Genomic DNA, 23,606 nt, shown 5'->3' on the forward strand with positions numbered 1-23,606 from the left:
CGGAGTCCCTTTTTTACCCGCCCGGGAAAATGGGTAAATAGATGGCATTACGGGGCAGGGGGGATCACGGATGGAACTGGGTCAAATCGCTTTGAAATTGGTCGTCGGGTTTATCGGATTATGGCTGCTGACACGTCTCTTGGGCAAGAAGGAAATTTCCCAGCTCACCCCGTTCGACTTCGTTTCTTCATTGATGTTAAGCGAACTGGTGGGTAATACGGTCTACCAGGAAGACGTGAAGTTTGTGCATCTGTTGTTCGCCTTGTTTTTATGGGGAACCTTGTCCTACTTATTCGAGAAACTCACCCAGCATGCCAAGCGGGCGCGCGGCCATTTGGACGGCAAGCCCTCGATTCTGATCCGCGACGGGGAAGTGGATTTAAAGGAGCTGCGCAAAAACAGCCTGGATTTCGACCAACTCCGGATGCTGCTGAGGCAGCACGGCGTATTCTTCATCGGCGAGGTCGCTTATGCTATATTTGAACCAAACGGAACGCTTAGCGTAATGAAAAAGCCGGAAGAAGAAACGGTGAAACGGAGGGACCTCGGTTTGGAAGCGGAGCAGCCCCGCCTTTCATATGCTCTGGTCGAAGAGGGTGAGATCGACCGGGATACCTTGCGGCTGATCGGCAAGACGGAGGAGTGGCTCTACGAGCAGCTCCGGCGTCAAGGCGCAAGCGATGCGAAGCAGGTGGCCTACGCCGAGTGGAAGGATGGCGAAGGCTTGTATATTTTGCGGCATAAACAGAGCTCGTTTCGGAATCCGGTCAAAGAGTAGGAGAGGACAATAAGAATGGAACACGAAAAAAAACTGCAAATCGTTCATGAGGCCCCTTCCCTGGAGGATTATTTGGCATTAAGGCGGCAGGCCGGACTAAGCGAAAGAAGCCGGGAAGGAGCCGCGATCGGTCTCCGCAATTCCTTTTTCGCCGTTTCGGTGTACCGGGAAGCGGAGCTGGTCGGCATGGGCCGGGTCATCGGGGACGGAGGATGCTTCATGCAGGTCGTCGATATTGCCGTAAGGCCGGATTTCCAGGGTCAAGGGTTGGGGAAATGGGTCATGGGCGAAATTATGGAATATCTCGAAAGGGAAGCGCCGCCTAAAACGTACGTGAGCCTTATCGCCGACGTTCCTGCCGACCGATTGTACTCGCAATTCGGCTTCCAATATACCCAGCCCCGTTCGCAAGGCATGTATTTATGGTTGAAGTCTTGAGGGTTCGGAGCATACTATTGGAGAATTTTTCATCAAAAAGAGAATAGGATGGTGATCACCATGAAAATAGCCATTTTCGGAAGCACGGGAACGATCGGGAAGGCGATATTGGAAGAAGCGCTGCGGCGCGGGCATGAGGTTACCGCGGTGGTGCGAGATCCGGGCAAGCTTACGGCTGGCCGGGAAGGACTGCAGGTACGGACGGGGGACATTCTGATGCCCGATTCCATTTCGGCGGCGGTGAAGGACTGCGATGTGGTAATCAGCGCCTACGGGCCGCGTTTCGGCGAGGAAAGCCAGCTGTCGGAGGCGACGCGCTCCCTGATTGAAGGCGTCCGAAACGGCGGGGTCCGCCGGCTTATCGCCGTCGGCGGCGCCGGCGGCTTGGAGGCCGCTCCGGGCATGAAGCTGATGGAAACGCCGGAATTTCCGGAGGAGATCCTTCCGCTTGCCCGCGCTCACGAGGACGCCTACCACATTTATCGGGACTCCGACATCGTCTGGACGGTGCTCAGCCCCGCCGCCATCATCGAGCCGGGGAAACGGACGGGTCAGTTCCGGATCGGCATGAACCAGCTCGTCGTGGACGAACGCGACCAAAGCCGGATCTCGGTCGAGGATTACGCGGTGGCAATGCTGGACGAAGCCGAGGACCCGCAGTTTGTCCAGGCCCGGTTTACGGTCGCTTATTAGCCGCTCAGACTCTGGCTCAGACTCTGGCTTTGGTGCAGAAGGGCTAAAAGGCAAAAAGATGAAAATCGGAAGGGATTTATGGCCTGGCCGGAGGTTGGAGGGGCGGAAAGATGCTAATCTGCGGGAAGGACCGAAAGCCGAAGAAAAATCGGAAGGGATTTTGGCCTGGCCGGAGGCTGGAGGGGCGGAAAGATGCTAATCTGTGGGAAGGACCGAAAGCCGAAGAAAAATCGGAAGGGATTTATGGCCCGACCAGAGGTTCGAGGATTAAAAAGATGCAAATCTGCAGGAATTTTGATCTGGTCGGAGGCCCGAGGCTCGAAAAGATGCAAATCTGCAGGAATTTTTGGCGGATGGGGAGTTTTAAGCGCGCTTTGAGTTAAAAACCTGCAGATACGCAGGAATTTGCGAAAAGTTGGCCGAAATCGGAAAAATAGTTGCAGTTTTGCAGGAATTTCGTTGCGGAGTCCATCAGAGTGAGCGATGCAGCGACCGTAATATAGGGAAGAGGGGAATCGAGGATGAAATTCGTCACATCCGGGCAAATGAGGGAAGCGGACCGGTACGCGATTGAAGTGCTGGGCCTTCCGGCTATGGTGCTCATGGAAAATGCCGGACGAGCCATCGCGGAGGAGGTGCTGCGATTTTGCGCGGAGCGCAGCGGTGCTTTCCGCGGGACCGGCGGCGAGGCTCATAACCGGGAAGCATTGCACTTCCGGGAAGCCGCCGAGTCCATACGGGAGGAAGATCCCGGAACGGGCCTGGATTTGTCCCGGGAGCACTGGCTGATCCTCGTCGGAAAAGGCAATAACGGCGGGGACGGGCTCGTCTGCGCGCGGCATTTGGCGGACGCCGGGATGGCGGTCAGCCTTCTGTATGCCGAGCCGCCCGAGCGGCTGCGTGGGGAAGCCGCGGCCCAATACCGCATCGTCCGGGCTTTGGGACTGCCCGGCACGGTGTATGATCCGGAGCGCGGCGGAGCGGAGCTGCAGGGGTGGAAGCAAGGCGGGAGTGGCCAAGGCAAGAGTGCCCAAAGCGGGAGCGTCCAGGGCGAGGGCGTCCAAGGCGGGAGTGGCCAAGGCGGGAGCGTCCAGGGCGGGAGTGGCCAGGTCGGGAGTGGCCAAGGCGAGAGTGACCAGGGCGGGAGCGTCCAGGGTGGGAACGTCCAAGGCGGGAGCATCCAGGGCGGGAGCGTCCAGGGTGGGAACGTCCAAGGCGGGAGTGGCCAAGGCGGGAGCGTCCAGGGCGAAAGCGTCCAGGGCGGGAGCGCCCAAGGCGAGGGCAGCCAAGGCCGGCAAATGCCGGTCACCGGCCTCGTGGACGCCCTGCTCGGCACCGGCACGACGGGAGCGCCGCGCGGGGTTTACGCTTCCCTGATCCGGGAAGCGAACGCCAGCGGTCTGCCGATCGTCGCGGCAGACCTGCCGAGCGGGCTGGACGCCGATACGGGCGCGGTCCACGATCCGTGCATCCGGGCCCGGGTCACGGTCAGCCTCGCCTTTTTGAAGGCGGGGCTGACGCAGTATCCGGGGGCCCGGGCTGCCGGGGACGTGGTGGTCCGCTATATCGGCATCCCCCGCACCCTGCCGCCGGGGATGAAACCGGCGGGCACGGTTTTGACGGAGGCGGCGCTGAGCGAGCTCGGCGCCGATCCGGGCCGCCGGCGCGAGCCCGACGGCCACAAGGGCACCTACGGGCACGTGCTGCTGGCCGCGGGCAGCCTGCCGATGAGCGGCGCCGGCCTGCTGGCCGCCAAGGCCGCGCTGCGCGCCGGGTGCGGCCTCGCCACGTGGGCGCTGCCGGCGGCGCTGCTGCCGCCGCTGCTCGGGGCCGTGCCCGAGCTGATGCTGGCGCCGGTCGCCGACGGTGGCTCCGGCGCCTGGAACCCGGCCGCAGCGAACGAAGTGCTGCGGCTGCTGGAGGCGCGCGATGTGCTCGCCGTCGGCCCGGGGCTCGGCCGCTTCCCGGGCGAAGGCGCCTATTTGCGCGCCTTGTGGGAGGGCGCGGCGCGTCCCCTGGTCGTGGACGCGGACGCCCTGAACATCCTCGCCGCTTCCGGCTTCGCGGCGTGGCCCCGCCGGGAAGCGGCGACGGTGCTTACGCCGCATCCCGGCGAGATGGCCCGCTTGACCGGCCTGACGACGGCCGAGGTCCAGCGGGACCGGCTCGGCGTCGCCCGCGGGTTCGCCGCCGAGCATGGCGTGACGCTCGTCCTGAAGGGCGCGCGTACGATCGTCGCGGCTCCGGACGGCCGCGTGTTCGTCAACGTCACCGGCCACCCCGGGATGGCGACGGGCGGAACCGGCGATTGCCTGACCGGCATCATCGCCGGCCTGCTGGCCCAAGGGCTGGACGCGGTCCAGGCCGCCGCGCTCGGCGTGTATCTGCACGGCCGGGCCGGCGAGCGGGCCGCCGCCCTGCGTGCCAACCCCGCCTCTATGCTGACGGGAGATATTTTGGACGCGCTGTAGGCGTGTTGACGGCGAGCGAACCGGGGCCGCCGCCGCTCTCCCTACGCCGTCACCATCGCTCCGCCGTTGACGTGCAGCGTTTCGCCGATGGTAAAGGACGAATCGTCGCTCGCCAGGTAAACATACGCGGGGGCCAGTTCGAACGGCTGGGCCGCGCGTTTGATCGGAGCATCGGTGCCGAACACGGACACCTCGCGGGCCGAGAAAGAAGCCGGAATCAGCGGCGTCCAAACGGATCCCGGGGCCACGGCATTGACGCGGATGCCGCAATCGATCAGAGAGAGGGCGAGGGAACGCGTGAAGGTGACGATGGCCCCCTTGGTGGCGGAATAGTCGATCAACTCTTTATGGCCCTGATAGGCCGTAATCGACGCCGTATTGATGATCGTGCTTCCCGGCTTCAGATGGGGCAGCGCCGCCTGGACCATGAAAAAGAACGGAAAAATATTGGTTTGGAACGTCTGGTACAACTGGGCTTCGGAAATAGCGGCGATGCTTTTTTGCGGATACTGGACCGCATGGTTGTTCACAAGGACGTCAAGCCGTCCGAAACAGCGCAGGGTTTCGCGGACAACGGCTTCACAATTCTGTTTCAGGCGGAGATCGATTTGCAGGGGCAGACAGCGCTGCCCGAGTTCTTCGATTCTCCGCTTGGTCTCGAGTGCGTCCGAGGTCTCCCAGAGGTACGGAATGACGAGGTCGGCCCCTTCCTTGGCGAAGGCGATCGCTACGGCGCGGCCGATCCCGCTGTCTCCGCCGGTCACGATGGCCACCTTGCCTTGCAGCTTGCCGCTGCCGCGATACTCGGGGTTTTCGGATATCGGTCTGGGGCGCATCAGACTTTCCAATCCCGGCTGAACGGGCTGGTGCTGGGGCGGGAAAGCGATCGGCTGCGGAGTACACATCGTTTCTTGGCCGACATAAGGATATACGGGGATCATCTTTTTTCAGGCTCCTCCCTGGATAGGCGTTGGAAATTAAGTTACACTTATGCTTATCAGTATGCGTTAGCCCAGAAAAGGGTGTGCCGCCGAAAGTATGCCGGCCGGGGTGGTGCTTCTTTTTGAAACGGTGCAGGACCCGGTTTGATTGACTTTTGGCTAAAATATTGATAGCATTTTTTAAAATTATAGTAAATTTATCGGAATTAAAATTAACGGAACCTTGGCGATTAGAGAAGGAGGGTATTTACATGGCTAAAATCACGGTGATTAACGGAACGCCTACGCCGGGCTCGAGATTGACGGCGATCGTTTCTCTGGCGGAGGAACTGCTGGTAAAGGAAGGCTTTGAGGTGGAGCATGTGAACGTATCGGAGCTGCCGCCCGAGGATCTAATACATACCAAATTCGAGAGCGAGGCGATCGTGAAGGCGAACGCGCTCGTGGCCGGAGCGGATGCCGTCATCGTGGCCAGCCCCGTTTATAAGGCCTCCTATACGGGCGTGTTGAAGACGTTCCTGGATTTGATTCCGCAAAAAGGACTGGCCGGGAAAATCATTCTCCCGCTCTTTATCGGAGGTAGTCTGGCTCATTTGCTGTCGATCGATTATTCCCTGAAGCCGGTGCTGTCGGCGCTTGGAGCCCGGCATATTTTGGGCGGGGTGTACACGGTTGATTCCCAGGTGGCTCGGACGGAGCAAGGCGGGTTTGAAATCGCGGAAGAATTGAAGGAACGGCTGGAGGACAATATCAAGGAATTGGTGGAAGAGACCCGTCGGCGAATCGCGTCGGCCGATCTTAAATAGTGTCCATGTCTAAGGTGGGCAACACGGTACAGGGGGATATCGAGGAGATGCAAAATTCAAAGCAAAAACTGGTGTTTTTTGTGGGCGTGGCCGGAACGGGCAAAACGACGGTGGCGAGAAAGCTGGCGGAACGGATGCAGGCGGCCTTTCTGGATCGGGATACGGTTGGAGGGCGCTTTGTCGAAAAAATCCTGGAGATGAACGGCCTGGACGTCAACGACCGGGACTCCGATTTTTACAAGAAGCATCTGCGCGATCTGGAATATGATACGACCAAGGACATTTGTATTGAAAATCTCGCCGCGGGCCAGAGCGTGTTTATGATTTCGCCTTTTACGGCGGAATTGAAAAACCGGGCCTGGATCGATGAGGTGTTGGCCGCCGCGGGGAAATCGCGGGAAACCGTGGACGTCAAAGTGATCGTCGTGGCTTTGAAGGATATGGAGACGCAAAAAGAACGGATCATCGAGCGCCAAACCGAGCGGGACACCTGGAAACTGGATCATTGGGACGACTTTAAGCACCGCGTGCAGTTCGTGCCGGAAATCAACTGGGATATCCCGGCCTCGTCGATTCTCGTATTCGACAACAGCGGGGATTTGACCGAAGAAAAAGTGGACAGCGTATACCGCTTCGTCGCCGGGGAGTAGTCCGCGGAAGAGGCTGTCCTAAAAGTACACTTTAGAAACCAAGGAGCTAAGCGGGGAATTTGCTATAGCTCCTTGGTTTTTTGGCGTTTACGGACCCGGCCGAAGTCCGGTGTCTGGAGTCCGGTATCCTTTTTCCAGTCGGGCAGGTATTAAGGGCCTTTTGAGGCGCTATTTTGTCGAATTTGGCCCGGCAGTGTGAAATAGCGGCTTTTTGGGAGCTTATTTTGGGAAAAAGCGGGCCAAATCCTGATTTCGGTGCCCACTAGAGGAAAATAAGGCCTTTCTTGACCGTTATTATGCTCATGAAGCCGAATTGGGCCGAAATAGCGGCCCGAAATGCCACTATTGCTGCGGACGGCCAGGGAATTCGCGGAGCGTCGCACTTACACATTCGCGTTTATATGATCTATAATAGAACACATATTTAGAAATCGGTTTCAGTCAAGAGTGCTTTTCGGGCTGGTGCAGCAGGGAGGGACGTTCATGACATCTGTATTTGCCTACATAAAGAAGTACCGCGTGGCCGCGATTTCGGCGATTTGCATGATGTTGATCGAACTGGCGGTGGAATTGATCCAGCCGATGATCATTTCCAAAATTATCGATGACGGGATTCGTCAAAGCGACCTTTCCGTCGCCTGGACTTGGGGCGGCATCCTTCTCGGGAGCGCCGTGCTCGCTTTTGCGGCCGGGATATCCAGCTCGTTTTTTGCTTCCCATGCCAGCCAGGGCTTCGGCTACGATCTTCGGGACAGGCTGTACGAGAAAGTGCAGCGTTTATCCTATCCGGTCTTCGGCAAGTTTGCCGCTTCCTCGCTCATTACCCGGTTAACCGGGGATATTACTCAACTGCAGGAAATGGTCTTTATGAGCTTGAGGTTTGCGACCCGGGTACCGTTGGTGGTGCTCGGGAGCATGATCATGGCCCTGGTCGTTCACGCCCGGCTCGGGTTGTTTCTGACGGTGCTGGTGCCTTTGGCGCTGGGGTTTGTCATCTGGATGATCCGGCGAACCTCGGTTCTGTTCCGGATCGTGCAGAAGCGGATGGATGCCCTGAACGGCGTCATCCAGGAGAATATGACGGGGATGCGGCTCATCCGGGTTTTCGTGCGGCGGGATCAGGAGACGGACCGCTTTCGCCGGCGCAGCTCCGAGCTGATGGAAGGGACGGTTTCGGCGCTGCGCCTGGCCGAAACGACCATGCCGTTCCTGCTGTTCTTCATGAACGCGGGAATTCTGGCCGTGCTGTGGTTCGGCAAGATCGATATCGCCGCCGGCAGCGCGACGGTCGGCGAGGTGGTCGCCGTCGCGAACTATTCGCTGCGCACGATCGGTGCGTTATCCGCGCTGTCGTGGATCATGACGGTGTATTCGCGGGCTTCGGCATCGGCCCAGCGGACCGAGGAGGTGTTGAACACGGCGGATCCGGAGGCGGAAGTGAAGGTGGAAGCCCGTCGCCCGTTCGGCAACGGTGATAACCGGCCGGACTCCGCTCCAGCGCCGCTGCGGGGCGAGCTGGAATTTGAGCGCGTCGGCTTCCGGTACCCGGACGGCGATCTCCAGGTGCTGGAGGGGATTTCTTTTCGCCTGCGGCCGGGACAGCGCGCCGCGATTCTTGGCGCGACCGGTTCCGGCAAATCGTCGCTGGTCCAGTTGATCCCGCGGCTGTATGAACCGGATGAAGGCGTCATCCGGATCGACGGGGAAGACATCCGCCGGATCGGCGGTTCCCGCCTGCGCGGCGGCATCGGGTATGTGCCGCAGGAAGTGATTTTGTTCTCCGGCACGGTGCGGGAGAACATCGCCTGGGGCCGCGAGGACGCCACGCCGGAGCAAATCCGGGAAGCCGCGCGGCAGGCGCAGATTCACGAAACGATCGAGTCGCTGCCGCACGGCTACGACACGATGCTGGGACAGCGGGGCGTCAATTTGTCCGGGGGCCAGAAGCAGCGCCTTTCGATCGCCCGGGCGCTGGTCCGCCGGCCGTCCATTCTGATTCTGGACGACAGCACCAGCGCGCTCGATACGCGGACGGAGGCGGCCCTGCTGCAGGAATTGGAGCGCTTGTCGTGCACGACGCTTCTAATCACCCAGAAGGTCAGCACCACGGCGTCGGCCGATCTGATCCTGCTGTTGGACGAAGGCCGGCTGATCGCCAGCGGCACGCACGCGGAGCTGCTGGAGAAGTCCCCTTTATACCGTCGTATCGTGGAATCTCAGCGCGGAAGGGGGGATGCGCATGTTCAAGGCATTTCTTGAGCCGTTTCGCCACCCTTATCCCAAAGAGATAATCCAGCGGGGAGGTGAAGGGCAACCGCGCGGAAAACCGAAAGCCAAAGCCAAGGACTGGTCGGGCACGCTGGGCCGGATCTGGCGGTATCTTGCCCGGCGCAAAGGCAAGCTCTCGCTGGTTTTGCTGATGGTCGTCTTCAGCTCCGGTCTCGCGCTGCTCGGTCCTTACCTGCTCGGCGTAGCCGTCGACCATTACCTCGAAGGGAGCGGCGGGCGGCCCTGGATTATTTTTCTGACCGGCCTTGCGCTGGTGTATGCGGGTTCGTCCCTGACCAGCTGGCTGCAAAATATCTGGATGATCGAGATCGCCCAAGAGACGGTCTATCGTTTGCGGACCGATCTGTTCGCGAAGCTGCATCGGCTGCCGATTCCTTATTACGGCAAAAGACAGCAAGGCGAAATCATGAGCCGGGTTACCAACGATATCGATAATGTCAGCTCCACGTTGAACAGCTCGGCGATCCAGATCTTTTCCAGTGTGCTGACCCTGGTGGGGACGATTACGGTGATGCTGCTGCTAAGCCCGATCCTAACGCTGCTCACGTTCCTGGTCGTGCCGCTGATGGCGCTCGGCATGCGCTGGATCACTCGGAGGACGGGGCCGCTGTACAAACAGCGTCAGCGGGATCTCGGCAATCTGAACGGCTATATCGAGGAGACGTTGTCCGGACAGCGGATCATCAAGGCGTTCTCCCAGGAGGAGCGCGTGATTCGGGATTTCCGGGAACGCAACGACTCGATCCGGCGCTCGGGATTTTGGGCTCAGACGATCTCCGGCTTCATTCCGAAGCTGATGAACGGGCTCAACAATCTGAGCTTCGCCCTGGTGGCCGGCATCGGCGGCGTGCTGGCGATCCGCGGGGCGGTGACCGTCGGCGTGATCATCGTGTTCGTCGAGTATGCCCGGCAGTTTACCCGGCCGCTGAACGATCTGGCGAATCAGTGGAACACGCTGCTGTCGGCGATTGCCGGAGCAGAGCGGGTGTTCGAGGTGCTGGACGAAGAGGAGGAGTCCCGGGATGAGGGGCAGACGGCCGAGCTCGAAGAGGTGAAGGGAGCCGTTGTCTTCAAGAACGTAACGTTTTCCTATGAAAAGGAAGGGGCAGCCGCGACTTTGAAGGATATCAGCTTCACGGCCGAGCCGGGCGAAACGGTTGCGCTCGTCGGGCCGACCGGGGCCGGCAAAACAACGCTTATTCAACTGCTCTCCCGCTTCTACGACCCCGATTCGGGAACGATTACGCTCGACGGGCGCGATTTGACCTCGGTGACCCGCGACAGCCTGCGCCGCCGCATGGCTTTTGTATTGCAGGATTCATTCCTGTTTCAAGGGACGATTCGGGAAAATATCCGCTTCGGCCGGCTTAACGCGACCGACGCCGAAGTCGAAGAAGCCGCGAAGCTGGCGAACGCGCACTCTTTTATTACCCGCCTGGCCGACGGCTATGACAAGGTGCTCGGCATCGGCGGGGAAGGGATCAGCCAGGGGCAGAAGCAACTGCTGGCCATCGCCCGTGCGTTATTGGCGGATCCGTCGATCCTGGTGCTTGACGAGGCGACGAGCAGCATCGACACGGTGACGGAGATCAAAATCCAGGAGGGGCTGCAGCGCCTGATGCGGGGGCGCACGAGTTTCGTGATCGCCCACCGGCTGAATACGATCCGACAGGCCGATAAAATCCTGGTGCTTCAGGGCGGCAGGCTGATCGAGCAGGGGGACCACGAAACGCTGATGGCCGAAGGCGGATTTTACAGCCGATTGGTTCAGGCCTATTTGGAAGACCGGACGAGGGATACGGAGGAACCGACGGGAGGGAAGCCGAGTGGACATTTTTGAAGCGCAGGCTTATTTGAGAAGCATGGTGCTGCTGAGGGAGGAGGTCCCTTCCTTTGCGCGGTATCCGTTTGAGTTGCCTGCGGTCGCTTCGCTGGAGAAGCTCGATTTTCACCCGAAGGTCACATATATCGTCGGAGAGAACGGGATGGGCAAATCCACGCTGCTGGAGGCGGTCGCGGTGGCGCTCGGGTTCAACCCGGAAGGGGGGACGCTGAACTTTACGTTCTCCACGGCGCCCACCCATTCGGAGCTTTACCGCTATCTCCGCCCGATCCGGGGGGCCCGCAAGCCACGGGACGGCTTCTTTTTCCGGGCGGAGAGCTATTACAATCTCGCGACGGCCATCGATGAGCTGGACCGTGAGCCGGCATTCGGACGGCCCATTATCCACGCTTACGGCGGGAAATCGCTGCACATGATGTCGCATGGGGAGTCGTTCTTCGCCGCCTTTCTGAACCGGTTCGGCGGGAACGGTCTGTATATTATGGACGAGCCGGAGGCCGCGTTGTCCCCGTTCCGCCAGATGGCCATGCTGGCGCGGATCCATGAGCTTGTCGGCAAGCGTTCCCAGTTTATTATCTCGACCCATTCGCCGATTCTGATGGCCTACCCCGACAGTTTGATTTATCAACTGACCGGGGAGGGAATCCGCCGGGTGGAGTTGGAGGAGACCGATCACTATGTGATCATGAAGGAATTTTTGAACAACCGGGAAAAAATGCTGCGCGAACTCTTGGAGGGGGAATGAAGGAGGCGTTAAGTTTGGAAAAACTAAAGTCCTCCTGGAGGTTGGAGGAGGAAAAAGGGGTTGAAGGCTGGGATTTCTCGGGGCTCGACGGACGGATGGTGGAGGAGCCGCTGCCTTGGGATTACAAGCAGGCGGTGCTCGCGTTGATCCAGGAAGAAACCGTGATGCTTGACATGGGTACGGGCGGAGGCGAGTTTCTCCTGTCGCTGAACCCTCTGCAAGGCCGGACGTATGTCACGGAAGCTTATCTTCCCAACTTTGAACTTTGCCGCAAAAAACTGCCGCAATACGGCATCGATGTGCGCCTGGTTCACGACGATAACGATCTGCCGTTTGAGGACGGCATGTTTGATCTGATTATCAACCGGCATGAGTCGTTCAGCGCCGGGGAGGTGCTCCGCCTTTTGAAGCCGGGCGGCGTGTTCGTCACCCAGCAGGTCGGTGGCCAAAATAACCGGGAGTTGTCCCGCTTTCTATTGGGGGACGATCGGATGGTCACCGACGCGGCGTTCGATTTGCAACGGACGGCGGAGCTGCTGGAGGATGCCGGGTTTATTGTAACGGAACGGCGGGAGTATTACCCGGAGCTCCGCTTTCACGATATCGGCGCACTGGTGCGTTTCGCCAAGATTATCGAGTGGGAGTTTCCGGATTTCTCGGTGGACTGCTGTTTCGAGCCGCTTTGCCGGCTGCAGGAACAATTGGCGGAACAGGGATATGTCGCCAGCCGGGAGCATCGTTTTTTTATCTCAGCGCATAAAGGCGTATAAATAAGGAGGACTCATTTTGGCTTACTTTACGATTTTTGCTTCCCGCAATCATAACCATGACCTGGACGGCCTTATTCAGGAGGTTTTCCGGGACAAATTTAAAATTTCCGGTTCCGCGGAAGGAACCCGTCAGGTGGAGATTCAGCCCAAAGGATGGTTTAACCGGGGCCGGATTACGATCCGGATCGCCGACGAGGATTCGGATCCCGCCTATTTCGAGAACAACATTCCGGGGATGATGGGATTTTATCAAGCGATTCCGTTTGAGGACGGTGATTTGCAGCACCGCGTGATGATGCAGATTTCCGTCATTAACACGATGCTGGCGATTGAAACGGAAAAAGAACTCCGCGAGGAGGAACAACGGTTGTTCGTCCAATTGGCAGGGAAAGTGGATGGCATCTGTTTCCTGCCCGACGGGACGCTGCTCGACCGGGACGGCCGGGCCATCGTCACGCCGGACGGCAAGTCGGGACCGGCGGAATTCCGCCCTCGCGCCTGCACCAAAAAGGTCAGAGGGGAAGATCGTTCAACGCCGGAGGGCTTGGCGAGAAAGCAAAGATCGCTAGCCTATATTAAGGAAAAGGGGATTCCGCTTCTTGAGACGCTGCCGGAGCTTCCGCCTTTGGAGGAACTGCGTGTCAAATCCCGGGAAGAGATCGCGCGCAGAGCCGTCGCCCTGCTTATCGTCATCCAATACGCCTGCGATATCGCCCAGGACGGCGATTTGCGGGAGTCGAGGGAATTCGTCGAGGAGATGCTGGACAAATTCGGCGTCAAGGACGAACTGACCGCGGCCGAGCGGGATTTGCTGGAGCAGGCGGAGCCCGCCTCGCGGGATGCGATTAACATCACCTGGCAGTACGAAGCCTATTGGGCCTTGCTCTGGGCGCTGGGCGTACTGGATGAGCTGGGGCTTCCCGTCGAGACCTGCGACTGCGATTTTGCCATCAACGTAGTGGCGAGCTGTGAATCGTTTGACGAGTTTCTGGAGAAAACGGCGCTGCGCCGTCCTGAGGAAATTGCGGACGAGGCGGATAAAATGTACCGCCTGCATTGGGCCTGCGTGAACGAGCGCATTAAAGGACAGCCGGCTCCGGCTGGCATGAACGAGAGCATCGTTGTGGAACGCCGCCGCGCGCTGTTCTGGATGATCGGCTACCGCGACGAGGCGTGGGATGATATCAGCATGGATACATAACAGCATGAGAAAGGACCTGCCCTCCCGGGCAGGTCCCTTTTTGGTGTAGGCCTAGTATGGCCATGATCTTTAGGGTGAGGGTTTCTTAAAAACTAAAAAAGGTGTGAACCATGAACTATAAAAAACCGACTTTTGTAATTGCCCTGTTTCTTATCATCACTTTTTTATTTCTCTTTTTCAGTGCTATACTTACAAAAATGAATGTATACTTGTCATTCTCTATATGTCTATTGATTGGAGTAATTTGTCTCTTTCTGGGCGTTTATTCATTAGCTAAAAGACAATCAACACCGATCTCTATTTTTATTGTATCCATGTCAATCATCATCTTGCTTTTCACCTTATTTGCTTATTTACTTCCTGAAGCGGGCTATCCCCCTCTTATCGAACTTTAGTAAATGAACGGGCTCGCAGCATCGCGTTTAGATCGCTCAAACAGGTTGTAAGTGAGAAGGATGAATTTTGTTTTTTACGGAGGGATAATCGGATGATGATCATTAAATCTCCTGGGGGTTCAATTTTTCCGTATTACTACAAGGGCGGAGAAATACACTGTTTAAAATATGGCAGCTTCCATGCAAATAGCGAATCTTTATTCAGCTTGATGAAAGCGGAGGAAACTTTTATTCTCGGACAGCCGAGGAGATTGGCCATATGGGTGGATTTTTATGAAACAGAGCTTACGAGGGAAGTAATGCTTGAATTTGCAGGGAATCTGGCCAGGTTGCAGTCGCATATCAGAAAGCTGGCAATTGTCGGAGGTTATGGCAGCATATATCGGCTCCGTAGGTATTTGCGTAAGCAGGCTCCTCAATTTACGATTCCTATTCAATATTATGGCGACCCGGAGGATGCCAAGACGTGGCTGGTTATGGGGTGATCTGATCATAAATATCATTACAATTATTAATTATATAGATTGAACTATTGATGTCCATATTAGACAGCGGTGTAAAGGGTTCTTCTCACATCCTTGACCCTACAACAAATGGTTCGGTACGAGTTAAAGGGAATTCTTCCCGTTAATCAAACATGGCCTAGCGGCCACCGCCAGTAATGAAAATGGTACGGTCATTCACCTACTTTTCTGTTACATTTAAAGTGTGAGTCATAGGTCGGCCAAAGATTGGGGATCTACCCCGTCCGTTAATCGGACCAACTGCAGCCACGAGGATCGCCGAGTGTTGCCTTGAGCACGTGTATAAATTTTCTCCTCAAAAGGTTGCATGATTCACACCCATACTGCAACTGGAGGGATAATATGGACGCCATACGCGAGTGTTGTGCTGGACTGGATGTCCACCAGGAAACTGTAGTAGCTTGCCTGCTGAGCGGGCCGCTTCATAAGAAGCCCAAGTCTGTTATTGAAACATTCGGTACCACTACACGAGAGCTCTTGCGGTTACAAGACTGGCTCGTAAAGCACGAATGCACAGAGGTTGCCATGGAAAGCACAGGAGTTTATTGGAAGCCGGTGTGGAACATACTTGAGGGCACCTGTACTTTAACCTTGGCTAATCCGCAACATATCAAAAACGTCCCTGGCAAGAAGACGGATGTAAACGATGCGGAGTGGATTGCGGGATTACACCGTTGTGGACTCATCGATGGTAGCTTCGTCCCGGATGAATCCATACGAGATTTGCGGGATCTTACTCGCTACCGTCGAAAGCTCATTCAAAACCTCACTCAGGAGAAAAATCGAATCCACAAAATTCTTCAGGATGCAAATATCAAACTAACCACGTTCATCTCGGACCTGTTCGGTGTTTCTGGACGTGCCTTACTGGGATCCATCGTCAACGGGGAAGTCCTTGACGTACATGAGGTACGCAAAATGGTACACACCCGGCTGAAGATGAAGGTCCCGTTGCTGGTTGAAGCACTGAATGGTCGCCTGCGCTTGCATCACCGAAACATGATCAAGCGGCACTTGGAACATATACATTATTTAGAAAAGCAGATTCAGGAACTCGAGGCTGAGATTGAATCGGCAGTAGAGCCTCACATGAGGGAAATACAGTTGCTCGATACGATTCCGGGAATTGACTTCGATGCTGCGGCGAGCATCGTAGCGGAAATAGGTACCGATATGGCGCATTTCCCAAGTGAAGCTCACTTAGCCTCTTGGGCAGGTGTTTGTCCAGCCAACCATGAGAGTGCCGGTAAAAAAAAAGAAAAAAGAACAACCGCGGAAACAAGCATATAAAGTCCGTGTTATGCCAAGCGGCATGGGCAGCGATAAAAAAGAAGGATAGCCGGTTTACAGCAGTGTACTCCCGAATTGCAAAGAGGGCAGGCACACAGAAGGCTAACATGGCGATCGCCCATTTGATGATACGAATCATTTATGTAATGCTTCGTGATAAAGTGCCTTATGAAGAATTAGGGCGCGAGTATTTAGGTTCCGACAAAAAAGTAGCAGAGTCCCTTGTGAAGAAGCTACAAAAGCTAGGTTACCACGTCGAACTAACCGAGATTGCTTAAATATTAGTTTTTAAAAAAAGACAAAAATCATTTAAGGGATGCTTTAAAGTCAATTTTAATTTCGCGCTGTGAAGCAACAAATTCATTTTCGTATAAATTTGGTGTGTAAGCGGCTGCAGAGGCGAATTAGCTGGAAAACCTCCCGCTAATTCGCCTGAAATGGTGTATACCGGCAATAGAAGCGTGAAATAGATGGAGCTTTTCCAGCTAAATCCGCTCGAAGAGCCAAGAGCGGTACATTAACAGGATATTTTCCCGTTAATGATGTAGACTCCGACGGTGGGGATCTCCGAAATCCTATCACATCCTTGAACGCCAATTTTTTAGTTCACCTATATAACTCCACTAACTTAATGTTGGTGGAGTTTTTCCTAGTACGCCAACATGGGCGTCATCTCTAGGGTGAAAGCCCCGAACGGGGCTGATTATGTGCTGAAGGAGCAGGCAAGGTAAATTAGGGCCTTTTGCGCCGCTATTTTGTCGAATTCGGCTCATTTGTGTGAAATAGCGGTCTTTAGAGGCCTTATTTTTGGGAAAAACGGTTTAAATCGTGATTTCGGAGCCTGTTCAACAACAATAAGGCCTTTTTTGACCGTTATTTTTCCCGTGGATCCGATTTCAGCCGTAATAGCGGCTCAAAACGCCGTTATTTTCGCTCGGCACAAAGAAGTGAAGATGCCGCGAACCCGAAAGCCGATCGAATCCAATCCCGTGCTTCCTCCTCCCCCATCCGAAATTTTTCACCCCTTATGCCGCGAATCGTCACCTTACCTGTTGACAGCGCTGCCATTACAATGGGGTTAACCATAAATCGAGGGGGGACCAAGGGGATATGAGAAATAAAAATAAAATGGCTCAAAAATGGATCGCTTTGCTTTGCAGTGCGGCTATGCTCGCGCTCTTGCTCGCCGGATGCGGCGGTGGAAGCAACGCTGCAGGCGGCGCCGGGGAATCGGGGGACAAGGTCAGCATCACGATCTGGCATAACTGGACCGGACAGGACGCCAAAGCCGTGGCGATGCGGAAGATCATCGAGGATTTCCGGGCGGAACATCCGGACATCGACGTGATCGACGAAGGTCTGCCGACGGACGGCCTGCGGACCCGCCTGCGCACGGTTGCGGCGGCGAACGAGATGCCGGACTTGTTCGTGATGTGGCCCGATGCGATGACCAAGGAGTTCGTTAAAGGGGATCTGCTCCAACCGATCGATGAGGAGTTGAACGCCAATCCCGAGTGGAAGGACAATTTTATCCCCAATGCGCTGGACGGTTACACGGTAGACGGCAAAATCTACTCCGTCCCCATGAATCTGGCGCCAAGTTCATTCATTTATTATAACGAAGCGATATTTAAGGAGCACGGAGTGAAAGTGCCGGAAACTTGGAGCGAGCTGGAGACCGCGATCAAGACGTTCAATGAAAAAGGCGTCATTCCGATCGTGCTCGGCAACAAAACCAACTGGGTGGCGCAATCCACATTGTTCAGTACTTTGGCCGATCGCATAACGGGAACGGACTGGTTCCTGAAGGCGGTGTCTCAGGACGGAGCGAAGTTCACGGACCCGGAATTCGTGCAAGCCTTGTCGACACTTCAGGATCTCGGCAAACAGGGCGCGTTCCAGGAAGGCTTCAACAGCATCGATGAAACGCAGATGATGCAGCTTTATTTCCAAGGGAAAGCGGCGATGGTGATCAACGGCGGCTGGGCCCTGGCCAACCTGGTCAACAACGCGCCGCCGGAAGTGCTGGACAACACTCACATTACGATCCTGCCGGCGATCGAAGGCGGGAAGGGAGATCCGCAGACGACGGCTGGCGTTGTGGGAACGGGTCTCGGGGTCAGCAAGAAGCTGACCGGCAGCAAGAAAGAGGCGGCGATGAAGCTGTTCTACGAACTGGCGGGGCCCGACGGCCAGAAGGCGACGCTGAACAGCAGCACGCTGGTAAGCTACAAGATCGAGCTGGACAAGAGCCAGGCTCACCCGCTGTTCGTAGAGCTTTACGAGCTGATGCAAAAAGTGAAGATCACGCCGGTTTACGATTCCAAGCTGGGATCGGCCGCCGTCGAAGTCGTGAACAACGGGCTGCAGGAGCTGCTTTCGGGCGGAAATCCGCAGGATATCGCCCAAAAAATCCAGGACGCGCAGGCTGCGGCCGCGGCTAACTGAAGTTCGTCCCCTTCCCCTTGAGGGGGAGGGGGTTATTTTTTCGGAGAGGAAGTGAGCGTTGATGCATGCTTTGCGCAGCCGTCGTTTTATATGGATGGGCCTCGGCCCCACCCTTATCCTTTATGCGTTGTTTGTTTTTGTGCCGGTCATCTGGTCCGCTTACTACGGTTTCTTCAACTGGTCGGGCATCGGGGAAGCGAAGTTTATCGGGTTGGACAATTACGCGGAAATTTTACGCGATCCCGTCTTTTGGCGGGCGCTTAAAAACAACGTCATTTTCGTGCTGGCCTCGGTGTTCGGTCAGGTTCCGCTGGCGCTGATGCTGGCGGTGCTGCTTCATAAGAGCAACCTGCTGCAGCGCTTTTTGCGGTCGGCCGTTTTTCTCCCGATGGTGCTTTCGACCGTCGTTATCGGCATGATCTGGCAGTACATTTACCACCCGCAGATCGGGATTCTCAATTTTCTGCTGGATGCGCTCGGCCTGGAGAACTGGAAGCTCGAATGGCTGTCGGACCGGAACATCGCCATCTATTCGTTGATTCCGCCGCTGATTTGGAGCTATGTGGGGCTGTATCTCATTATTTTCATGTCGGCGCTCCAGAACATTCCGGGCGAGATTCACGATGCGGCCAAAATCGACGGGGTATCGGGGGCCAGAAAACTGGTCACCATCACCCTGCCGATGATCAAAAATACGGTACAGGTCGCGGTCATCCTCTGCATTTCGGGCAGCCTGAAGTCGTTCGACCTGGTGTATATCATGACCAAGGGCGGACCCGCACACGCCAGCGAATTGCTCGCGACATACATGTACAACTCCACGTTTACGACTTATCGTTACGGATTCGGAAGCGCCATTTCAACGACGATTATGGTGATCAGCTTGCTGCTGATCGGCACGAGTCAGTGGCTGACTTCACGCAAAAAAGGCCGTGCCTGACAACGCGGCAGGGTAAAAAGGAGGAGACGCGCACATGAATACCCCAACACCGGCCATTGGGCGAACGGCGGACCCAAGCCCCCGGATTTCGCTAAGAAAGGCGGGGACCGCTATTTTTTGGACGGTTCTTGCGCTCTATGGTATTTTAACGTTATACCCGTTTTTGTGGCTGTTGATCAGCGCTTTCAAAACGAATACGGATTTCTATAACCGGCCGTTCGGACTGCCCGAAAGTTGGCAGTGGGACAATTTCTCCCGGGCTTGGGAGAGCTCGCGGCTGGGCTCGGCGTTCGGCAATTCACTGATCGTGACGATCGGTTCGCTGGTCCTGACGCTGTTTGTGGCCGCGTTGTCTTCGTTTATTCTCGCCCGGTTTCAATTCAAGGGGAAGGGCGGGGTGCTGGCCTTCTTCGTGGTCGGCATGCTGATCCCGATTCACAGCACGCTCGTTCCGCTCTTCATTCTGATGAAGCAGATGTCGCTGCTGAATACGTACTGGGCTTTGGTTTTGCCCTATACGGCCTTTGCGCTGCCCACGGCGATTTTCGTGCTGACCGCCTATCTCACCAGCATCCCCCGGGAACTGGAGGAGGCCTCTTTTATCGACGGTACGGGGCTGTGGGGGCTGTTCTTCCGGATCATGCTGCCGATCTCGCTGCCGGCGCTGTCCACGGTGACGATTCTCAGCTTTTTGCACGCCTGGAACGACTTTTCGTTCGCTTTGGTGTTTATTAACAAGACCGCTTTGAAAACGCTGCCGCTGGCGATCGCCAATTTTGCCGACGGGTATCAAACGGACTATGGGCTCACGCTGGCGGCCATGACGTTGTCCGTCATTCCGACGATCGTGCTGTATTTGCTGTTTCAGGAGCAGATGATGAAGGGAATGACGGCCGGCGCGGTGAAAGGCTAGGAACCAAGGAGGGGGAGTTGTGGTGTACGGATGGCGGGGCTGGTTGGCAACTTCCCTTCAGCGTAAATTGTCCGTCGTTATCGCCGGTTCGATGATCGTGCCCTTGTTGGCTTTGGGGCTGTTTGCCTTTCTGATCTCCTCGCGGGTGACCGAAGAGAAGACGAAGCTGACCGGGAGCGATATGCTCGAGCAGATGGACGCGAATCTGCGCTTTATGCTGGAGGACGCCGAGACGCTGTCCGTCTTTCTGATCGGGGAGCGCGATATCCAGAATTATCTGGCCCGGCAGGAGGATGACGAGGCCGTGCGGTCGGAAATCGTCGGCCGGATGACGAACCTGGCCGCTTCCAAGTCGTATATCGCCAACATTGCGATTTATCCGGATCGCTTCGGCCCCGCGCTGTCGACGGCGGCCTGGCGGGACGAAGAGGTGTCGGCGGCGGTGCAAGCGGCCTCGGGCACGGAGAAAGCCTGGTCCGGCGTCTACCGGGTGCAGAATTACGACGGGATGCAGAACGTCATCACGCTGATTCGGCCGATCCGCAGCGTATACAACTTCCGGCACCTGGGCTGGCTGGCGATCAGCCTGGACGAGGAGGCGATGTCCCGGAATTGGCGGCATCCCGATTTCGGACAAGGCTCGGGGAAGGTGGAGCTTATCGGAGCCCAAGGCATGATCCTCTCCTCGCCTGACAAATCGCGGCTGGGCCAATCGCTGGAGCCGCATGCACCGGGGCTGTTCGCCCGCATTCCCGACGGCTTGGCGGGCAGCATCCTCTACGGCGAGGGGGACAGGAAGGTGACCGTCCTGTACCGCCGGGAGCCGTTGACGAATTGGATGCTGGTCGGCACGGTGCCGTACGAACGGTACCGGGATCAGAACCGGTACATTCTGACCCTCACGGCCGCGGCCGTCGCGTTGTCCGTGGCGGTCAGCGCGTCTTTGGTCTGGTTTATGGTACGCCGTGTCACCCGGCCGCTCGCGGTGCTCACCCGGCATTTGTCGCGCATCGATCCCGAACGGCCGCTGCCCCGTTTCCCGGTTGTCCGCGACGACGAGATCGGCAGGCTCGGCCAAAGCTACAACTTGCTCGGGGCCCATATCGAGCGGCTCAAGCAGGAGGTGATCCGGGGCGAAGCGCGGAAAAAGGAAGCCGATCTTCGCGCGCTTCAAGCGCAGATCAACCCCCATTTCCTGTATAACACGCTCTCGTCGATTCACTGGATCGCCCTGATGGCCGAAGAGAAGCGGATCGCCGATATGGTGGAGGGGCTTAGCGATTTTTTGCGCATCAGTTTGAACCAGGGGAAGGATTACTGCCCCGTCGCGCAGGAATTGGAGCATATCCGGAACTACGTGCGGGTGCAGTCGATCCGGTTCCCCGAGGAATTTACCGTGGATTACATCGTCGACCCGGCAGTGGAGGATAAATTTATGCTGAAGCTGCTGCTGCAGCCGCTGGTGGAAAATGCGTTGATCCACGGTATCCAGCCCAACGGCAGCCCCGGCACGATTACGATTCTTATCCAATCCGGGCGGGAGGATATCAAATTCACCGTCCTGGACGACGGCGCCGGGATGCCCGGGCGGCGGCTGGACGAGATTCGCCGCGCTCTGGCCGCGGTCCGTGGCGGAAGTAAGGGCGCCGATGTCGGCGGGGATGTGACCATCAAGCAAGACGATGGGTTAGGAAAGCGATCCCCGAGTATAGCTTCGGAGGCTTCCGGTTATGGGCTGTGCAATGTCCATGAGCGGCTGCTGCTTCACTACGGGCCGGATTCGGGGCTGGACATCGACAGCCGTGAAGGCGGCGGAACCCGGGTTGCCTTTTCTATTCCGCGATGGGAGGAAGCGCCATGAAAATCATGATTGTGGACGATGAAGTGATCATCCGGACGGGGCTGGCCAGCGTGATCGCCTGGAAAGAGCTGGGCCTGACGCTGCTGCCGCCGGCCGCCTCCGCGGAGGAGGCGCTGGCCCGGATTCCGGAGGAGAAGCCGCAGATTCTGATGACGGATATCCGCATGAAAGGGAAAAGCGGGTTGCAGTTGGCGGAGGAAGCCAGGGAACTGGCTCCCGGTCTGGAAGTGATCATTCTGTCGGGCTATGGGGATTTCTCTTATGCCCAGCAGGCGCTGCGGCAGGGAGTTTGCGATTACCTGCTGAAGACGAGTAAGCCCGAAGACATTATCCGGACGGTGATGCAGGCGAAGCGCCGGCTGCTGGAGCGCTGGGCGGAGGAGTCCCGGGCCGGGCAGCGGCTGCGGGAAGAACAGAAGCAGCGCTTCCACCAATGGGTTATCGAAGGGAACGCGCCTTTTGAAACGATTCCCGATTTTTTGCGGGCGAGGCCCTTGCGGAACGGGGAATACGGCGAATACGGCGAATACGGCGAACACGGCGAAGTTTGGCAGGCGATGATCCTTACGGCGGAAGGCTGGGGCGGCGCCGAATCTTCTTTGTCTCTGCTGCTGTTCGCGGTGCAGAATATGCTGGAGGACCTGGTGCCGGGGGCGGGTTTTTACGCCCAGCGCGGGCGGATGGTCTGCGTGGCTCCGATGAGCGCGAACCGCGGGCGGCGGATGAAGCAGCTGGCCGGCTGGACCGATTGGGTGGAGCGGCAGTTGAAGTGCACGCTGCGCCTGGCCACGGGGGAGCCGGCCGACCTGCCGGAGCGGGTGCACCACAGTTATGCAACCGCCTCCATCGCCTTCCGGTATCATACGCTGATCCCGGAGCGGATCTGGGATTATGGGGACATCGTGCATCGCCGGGGCGGGAAAACGGTTTTAACCCCGGAAGAAGAAACCGAACTGGGCGCCCTGCTGCTCGATCAGGATGCCGTCGGCCTGAAGGCCTGGACGCATTGTGTCGTCGAAGAGCTTATCCGCGATCCCGATTGCACGCTGGAATCGCTGCGGGCCTGCGTGCAATCCGCAGCGCTGGCGGCTCACCGCTGGCTTGCGCGCACGCTCCGGGCCATCGGCCGGGAGGACGAATTCCGGCCGGATCCCTGGACCCCGGGCGAGGAGACCGGGCCTTGGACCGGGATTCGGGATGAGCTGTTCCGGCATCTCCACGGAGTGATGCAGGGCTACCATGGCCGGGCGGGCGAAGGCCAGCGGTCTCACGTGGAGCGGGCGAAGGCATTTATCGAGTCCTGCCCGGCCCAAGAGATCAGCCTGCAGCAAGTGGCGAATCATGTGCACCTGCACCCGGGCCACTTAAGCGAGCTGTTCAAAAAGGAGACCGGCAGCACGTTCAGCGATTTCGTCACCGCCGTGCGGATCCGGAAAGCGGAGCAACTGCTGGCCGTGACCCCTGCCAAAGTCAGCGAGGTCGCCTGGATGATCGGGTACGAGGACGTGAAGTATTTTAGCCGTCTTTTTAAGAAATACACGGGAAAAACGCCAAGCGAATATCGCGAATGGGGCGATTCCCAATATGCGCAAGCGGAACGGCGCATTTAG

General features: G+C 57.3%; 19 protein-coding genes and 1 pseudogene. 19 read left to right on the top strand and 1 reads right to left on the bottom strand.

The features are described from left to right. Window positions 1–70: 70 nt before the first annotated feature. The 4 genes from FRY98_RS20685 to FRY98_RS20705 all read left to right on the top strand — a co-directional run bounded on the left by FRY98_RS20685 (window position 71) and on the right by FRY98_RS20705 (window position 4,380). Window positions 71–778, top strand: a complete 708-nt coding sequence (locus FRY98_RS20685; RefSeq protein ID WP_148455507.1) for a DUF421 domain-containing protein — start codon at window positions 71–73, stop codon at window positions 776–778. A gap of 15 nt (window positions 779–793) precedes the next feature. After that, window positions 794–1,216, top strand: coding sequence for a GNAT family N-acetyltransferase (locus FRY98_RS20690; RefSeq protein WP_148455510.1), 423 nt, complete (start codon window positions 794–796; stop codon window positions 1,214–1,216). A 60-nt stretch (window positions 1,217–1,276) separates the two neighbouring features. After that, the gene (locus tag FRY98_RS20695) at window positions 1,277–1,909 is read left to right on the top strand and encodes an NAD(P)-dependent oxidoreductase (RefSeq protein ID WP_148455512.1); all 633 of its coding nucleotides are present in this window, start codon (window positions 1,277–1,279) and stop codon (window positions 1,907–1,909) included. A 521-nt stretch (window positions 1,910–2,430) separates the two neighbouring features. Next, window positions 2,431–4,380 carry an NAD(P)H-hydrate dehydratase gene (locus tag FRY98_RS20705; RefSeq protein WP_249043481.1) on the top strand — a complete coding sequence of 650 codons (1,950 nt, stop codon included), beginning with the start codon at window positions 2,431–2,433 and terminating at the stop codon, window positions 4,378–4,380. Window positions 4,381–4,421: 41 nt separating this feature from the next. Here FRY98_RS20705 and FRY98_RS20710 read toward each other — a convergent pair whose 3' ends face one another. Continuing rightward, window positions 4,422–5,321: an SDR family oxidoreductase gene (locus FRY98_RS20710; RefSeq protein WP_148455514.1), complete on the bottom strand. Its 900-nt coding sequence runs from the start codon at window positions 5,319–5,321 to the stop codon at window positions 4,422–4,424. 251 nt (window positions 5,322–5,572) lie between these two features. On the opposite strand from FRY98_RS20710, the gene ssuE reads away from it, so the two are divergent. The 15 genes and pseudogenes from ssuE to FRY98_RS20780 all read left to right on the top strand — a co-directional run bounded on the left by ssuE (window position 5,573) and on the right by FRY98_RS20780 (window position 23,606). Continuing rightward, window positions 5,573–6,127 carry an NADPH-dependent FMN reductase gene (ssuE, locus tag FRY98_RS20715; protein ID WP_148455516.1) on the top strand — a complete coding sequence of 185 codons (555 nt, stop codon included), beginning with the start codon at window positions 5,573–5,575 and terminating at the stop codon, window positions 6,125–6,127. 47 nt (window positions 6,128–6,174) lie between these two features. Beyond that, window positions 6,175–6,777 carry a P-loop nucleotide/nucleoside kinase family protein gene (locus FRY98_RS20720; protein WP_148455518.1) on the top strand — a complete coding sequence of 201 codons (603 nt, stop codon included), beginning with the start codon at window positions 6,175–6,177 and terminating at the stop codon, window positions 6,775–6,777. Window positions 6,778–7,260: 483 nt separating this feature from the next. After that, window positions 7,261–9,036: an ABC transporter ATP-binding protein gene (locus tag FRY98_RS20725; protein WP_148455520.1), complete on the top strand. Its 1,776-nt coding sequence runs from the start codon at window positions 7,261–7,263 to the stop codon at window positions 9,034–9,036. Then, complete coding sequence (locus tag FRY98_RS20730; protein WP_148455522.1) at window positions 9,017–10,906, top strand: ABC transporter ATP-binding protein; 1,890 nt, start codon at window positions 9,017–9,019, stop codon at window positions 10,904–10,906. Before FRY98_RS20725 ends, FRY98_RS20730 begins: the two co-directional genes overlap by 20 nt. A gap of 22 nt (window positions 10,907–10,928) precedes the next feature. Continuing rightward, entirely contained in the window at window positions 10,929–11,654 is a 726-nt protein-coding gene (locus FRY98_RS20735; protein ID WP_148455935.1) for an AAA family ATPase, read from the top strand. Between the two features lie 14 nt (window positions 11,655–11,668). Further along, entirely contained in the window at window positions 11,669–12,424 is a 756-nt protein-coding gene (locus tag FRY98_RS20740; protein ID WP_225038735.1) for a class I SAM-dependent methyltransferase, read from the top strand. A gap of 16 nt (window positions 12,425–12,440) precedes the next feature. Beyond that, on the top strand, window positions 12,441–13,625 hold the full coding sequence (locus FRY98_RS20745; protein WP_148455527.1) for a DUF4272 domain-containing protein: 1,185 nt from the start codon (window positions 12,441–12,443) through the stop codon (window positions 13,623–13,625). 487 nt (window positions 13,626–14,112) lie between these two features. Continuing rightward, complete coding sequence (locus FRY98_RS20750) at window positions 14,113–14,505, top strand: hypothetical protein (protein ID WP_148455529.1); 393 nt, start codon at window positions 14,113–14,115, stop codon at window positions 14,503–14,505. A gap of 381 nt (window positions 14,506–14,886) precedes the next feature. Then, window positions 14,887–15,842: pseudogene (locus FRY98_RS20755) on the top strand (IS110 family RNA-guided transposase); the annotation flags it as partial. Window positions 15,843–15,941: 99 nt separating this feature from the next. Continuing rightward, the gene (locus tag FRY98_RS29050) at window positions 15,942–16,112 is read left to right on the top strand and encodes a hypothetical protein (protein ID WP_249043496.1); all 171 of its coding nucleotides are present in this window, start codon (window positions 15,942–15,944) and stop codon (window positions 16,110–16,112) included. Between the two features lie 832 nt (window positions 16,113–16,944). Then, window positions 16,945–18,282 carry an extracellular solute-binding protein gene (locus FRY98_RS20760; RefSeq protein ID WP_249043482.1) on the top strand — a complete coding sequence of 446 codons (1,338 nt, stop codon included), beginning with the start codon at window positions 16,945–16,947 and terminating at the stop codon, window positions 18,280–18,282. Between the two features lie 61 nt (window positions 18,283–18,343). After that, window positions 18,344–19,222 (top strand): carbohydrate ABC transporter permease, encoded by an 879-nt coding sequence (locus tag FRY98_RS20765; protein ID WP_148455531.1) that lies wholly within the window; start codon window positions 18,344–18,346, stop codon window positions 19,220–19,222. Between the two features lie 34 nt (window positions 19,223–19,256). Continuing rightward, complete coding sequence (locus FRY98_RS20770) at window positions 19,257–20,135, top strand: carbohydrate ABC transporter permease (protein WP_148455533.1); 879 nt, start codon at window positions 19,257–19,259, stop codon at window positions 20,133–20,135. Window positions 20,136–20,154: 19 nt separating this feature from the next. Further along, on the top strand, window positions 20,155–21,996 hold the full coding sequence (locus FRY98_RS20775; RefSeq protein WP_249043483.1) for a cache domain-containing sensor histidine kinase: 1,842 nt from the start codon (window positions 20,155–20,157) through the stop codon (window positions 21,994–21,996). Continuing rightward, entirely contained in the window at window positions 21,993–23,606 is a 1,614-nt protein-coding gene (locus FRY98_RS20780) for a response regulator transcription factor (protein ID WP_148455535.1), read from the top strand. The genes FRY98_RS20775 and FRY98_RS20780 overlap by 4 nt, the downstream gene beginning before the upstream one ends.

Origin of the sequence: Paenibacillus faecis (assembly GCF_008084145.1) — a bacterium.
GTDB lineage: Bacteria > Bacillota > Bacilli > Paenibacillales > Paenibacillaceae > Fontibacillus > Fontibacillus faecis.

Bases quoted from the DNA above. Each gene is read 5' to 3' on its own strand.
- FRY98_RS20720 (WP_148455518.1), top strand. From the start codon at position 6,175: ATGCAAAATTCAAAGCAAAAACTGGTGTTTTTTGTGGGCGTGGCCGGA.
- FRY98_RS20690 (WP_148455510.1), top strand. From the start codon at position 794: ATGGAACACGAAAAAAAACTGCAAATCGTTCATGAGGCCCCTTCCCTG.
- FRY98_RS20765 (WP_148455531.1), top strand. From the start codon at position 18,344: ATGCATGCTTTGCGCAGCCGTCGTTTTATATGGATGGGCCTCGGCCCC.
- FRY98_RS20705 (WP_249043481.1), top strand. From the start codon at position 2,431: ATGAAATTCGTCACATCCGGGCAAATGAGGGAAGCGGACCGGTACGCG.
- FRY98_RS20685 (WP_148455507.1), top strand. From the start codon at position 71: ATGGAACTGGGTCAAATCGCTTTGAAATTGGTCGTCGGGTTTATCGGA.
- FRY98_RS20750 (WP_148455529.1), top strand. From the start codon at position 14,113: ATGATGATCATTAAATCTCCTGGGGGTTCAATTTTTCCGTATTACTAC.
- FRY98_RS20760 (WP_249043482.1), top strand. From the start codon at position 16,945: ATGAGAAATAAAAATAAAATGGCTCAAAAATGGATCGCTTTGCTTTGC.
- FRY98_RS20735 (WP_148455935.1), top strand. From the start codon at position 10,929: ATGGTGCTGCTGAGGGAGGAGGTCCCTTCCTTTGCGCGGTATCCGTTT.
- FRY98_RS20780 (WP_148455535.1), top strand. From the start codon at position 21,993: ATGAAAATCATGATTGTGGACGATGAAGTGATCATCCGGACGGGGCTG.
- FRY98_RS20725 (WP_148455520.1), top strand. From the start codon at position 7,261: ATGACATCTGTATTTGCCTACATAAAGAAGTACCGCGTGGCCGCGATT.
- FRY98_RS20770 (WP_148455533.1), top strand. From the start codon at position 19,257: ATGAATACCCCAACACCGGCCATTGGGCGAACGGCGGACCCAAGCCCC.
- FRY98_RS20710 (WP_148455514.1), bottom strand. From the start codon at position 5,321: ATGATCCCCGTATATCCTTATGTCGGCCAAGAAACGATGTGTACTCCG.
- FRY98_RS29050 (WP_249043496.1), top strand. From the start codon at position 15,942: ATGGCGATCGCCCATTTGATGATACGAATCATTTATGTAATGCTTCGT.
- FRY98_RS20695 (WP_148455512.1), top strand. From the start codon at position 1,277: ATGAAAATAGCCATTTTCGGAAGCACGGGAACGATCGGGAAGGCGATA.
- ssuE (WP_148455516.1), top strand. From the start codon at position 5,573: ATGGCTAAAATCACGGTGATTAACGGAACGCCTACGCCGGGCTCGAGA.
- FRY98_RS20730 (WP_148455522.1), top strand. From the start codon at position 9,017: ATGTTCAAGGCATTTCTTGAGCCGTTTCGCCACCCTTATCCCAAAGAG.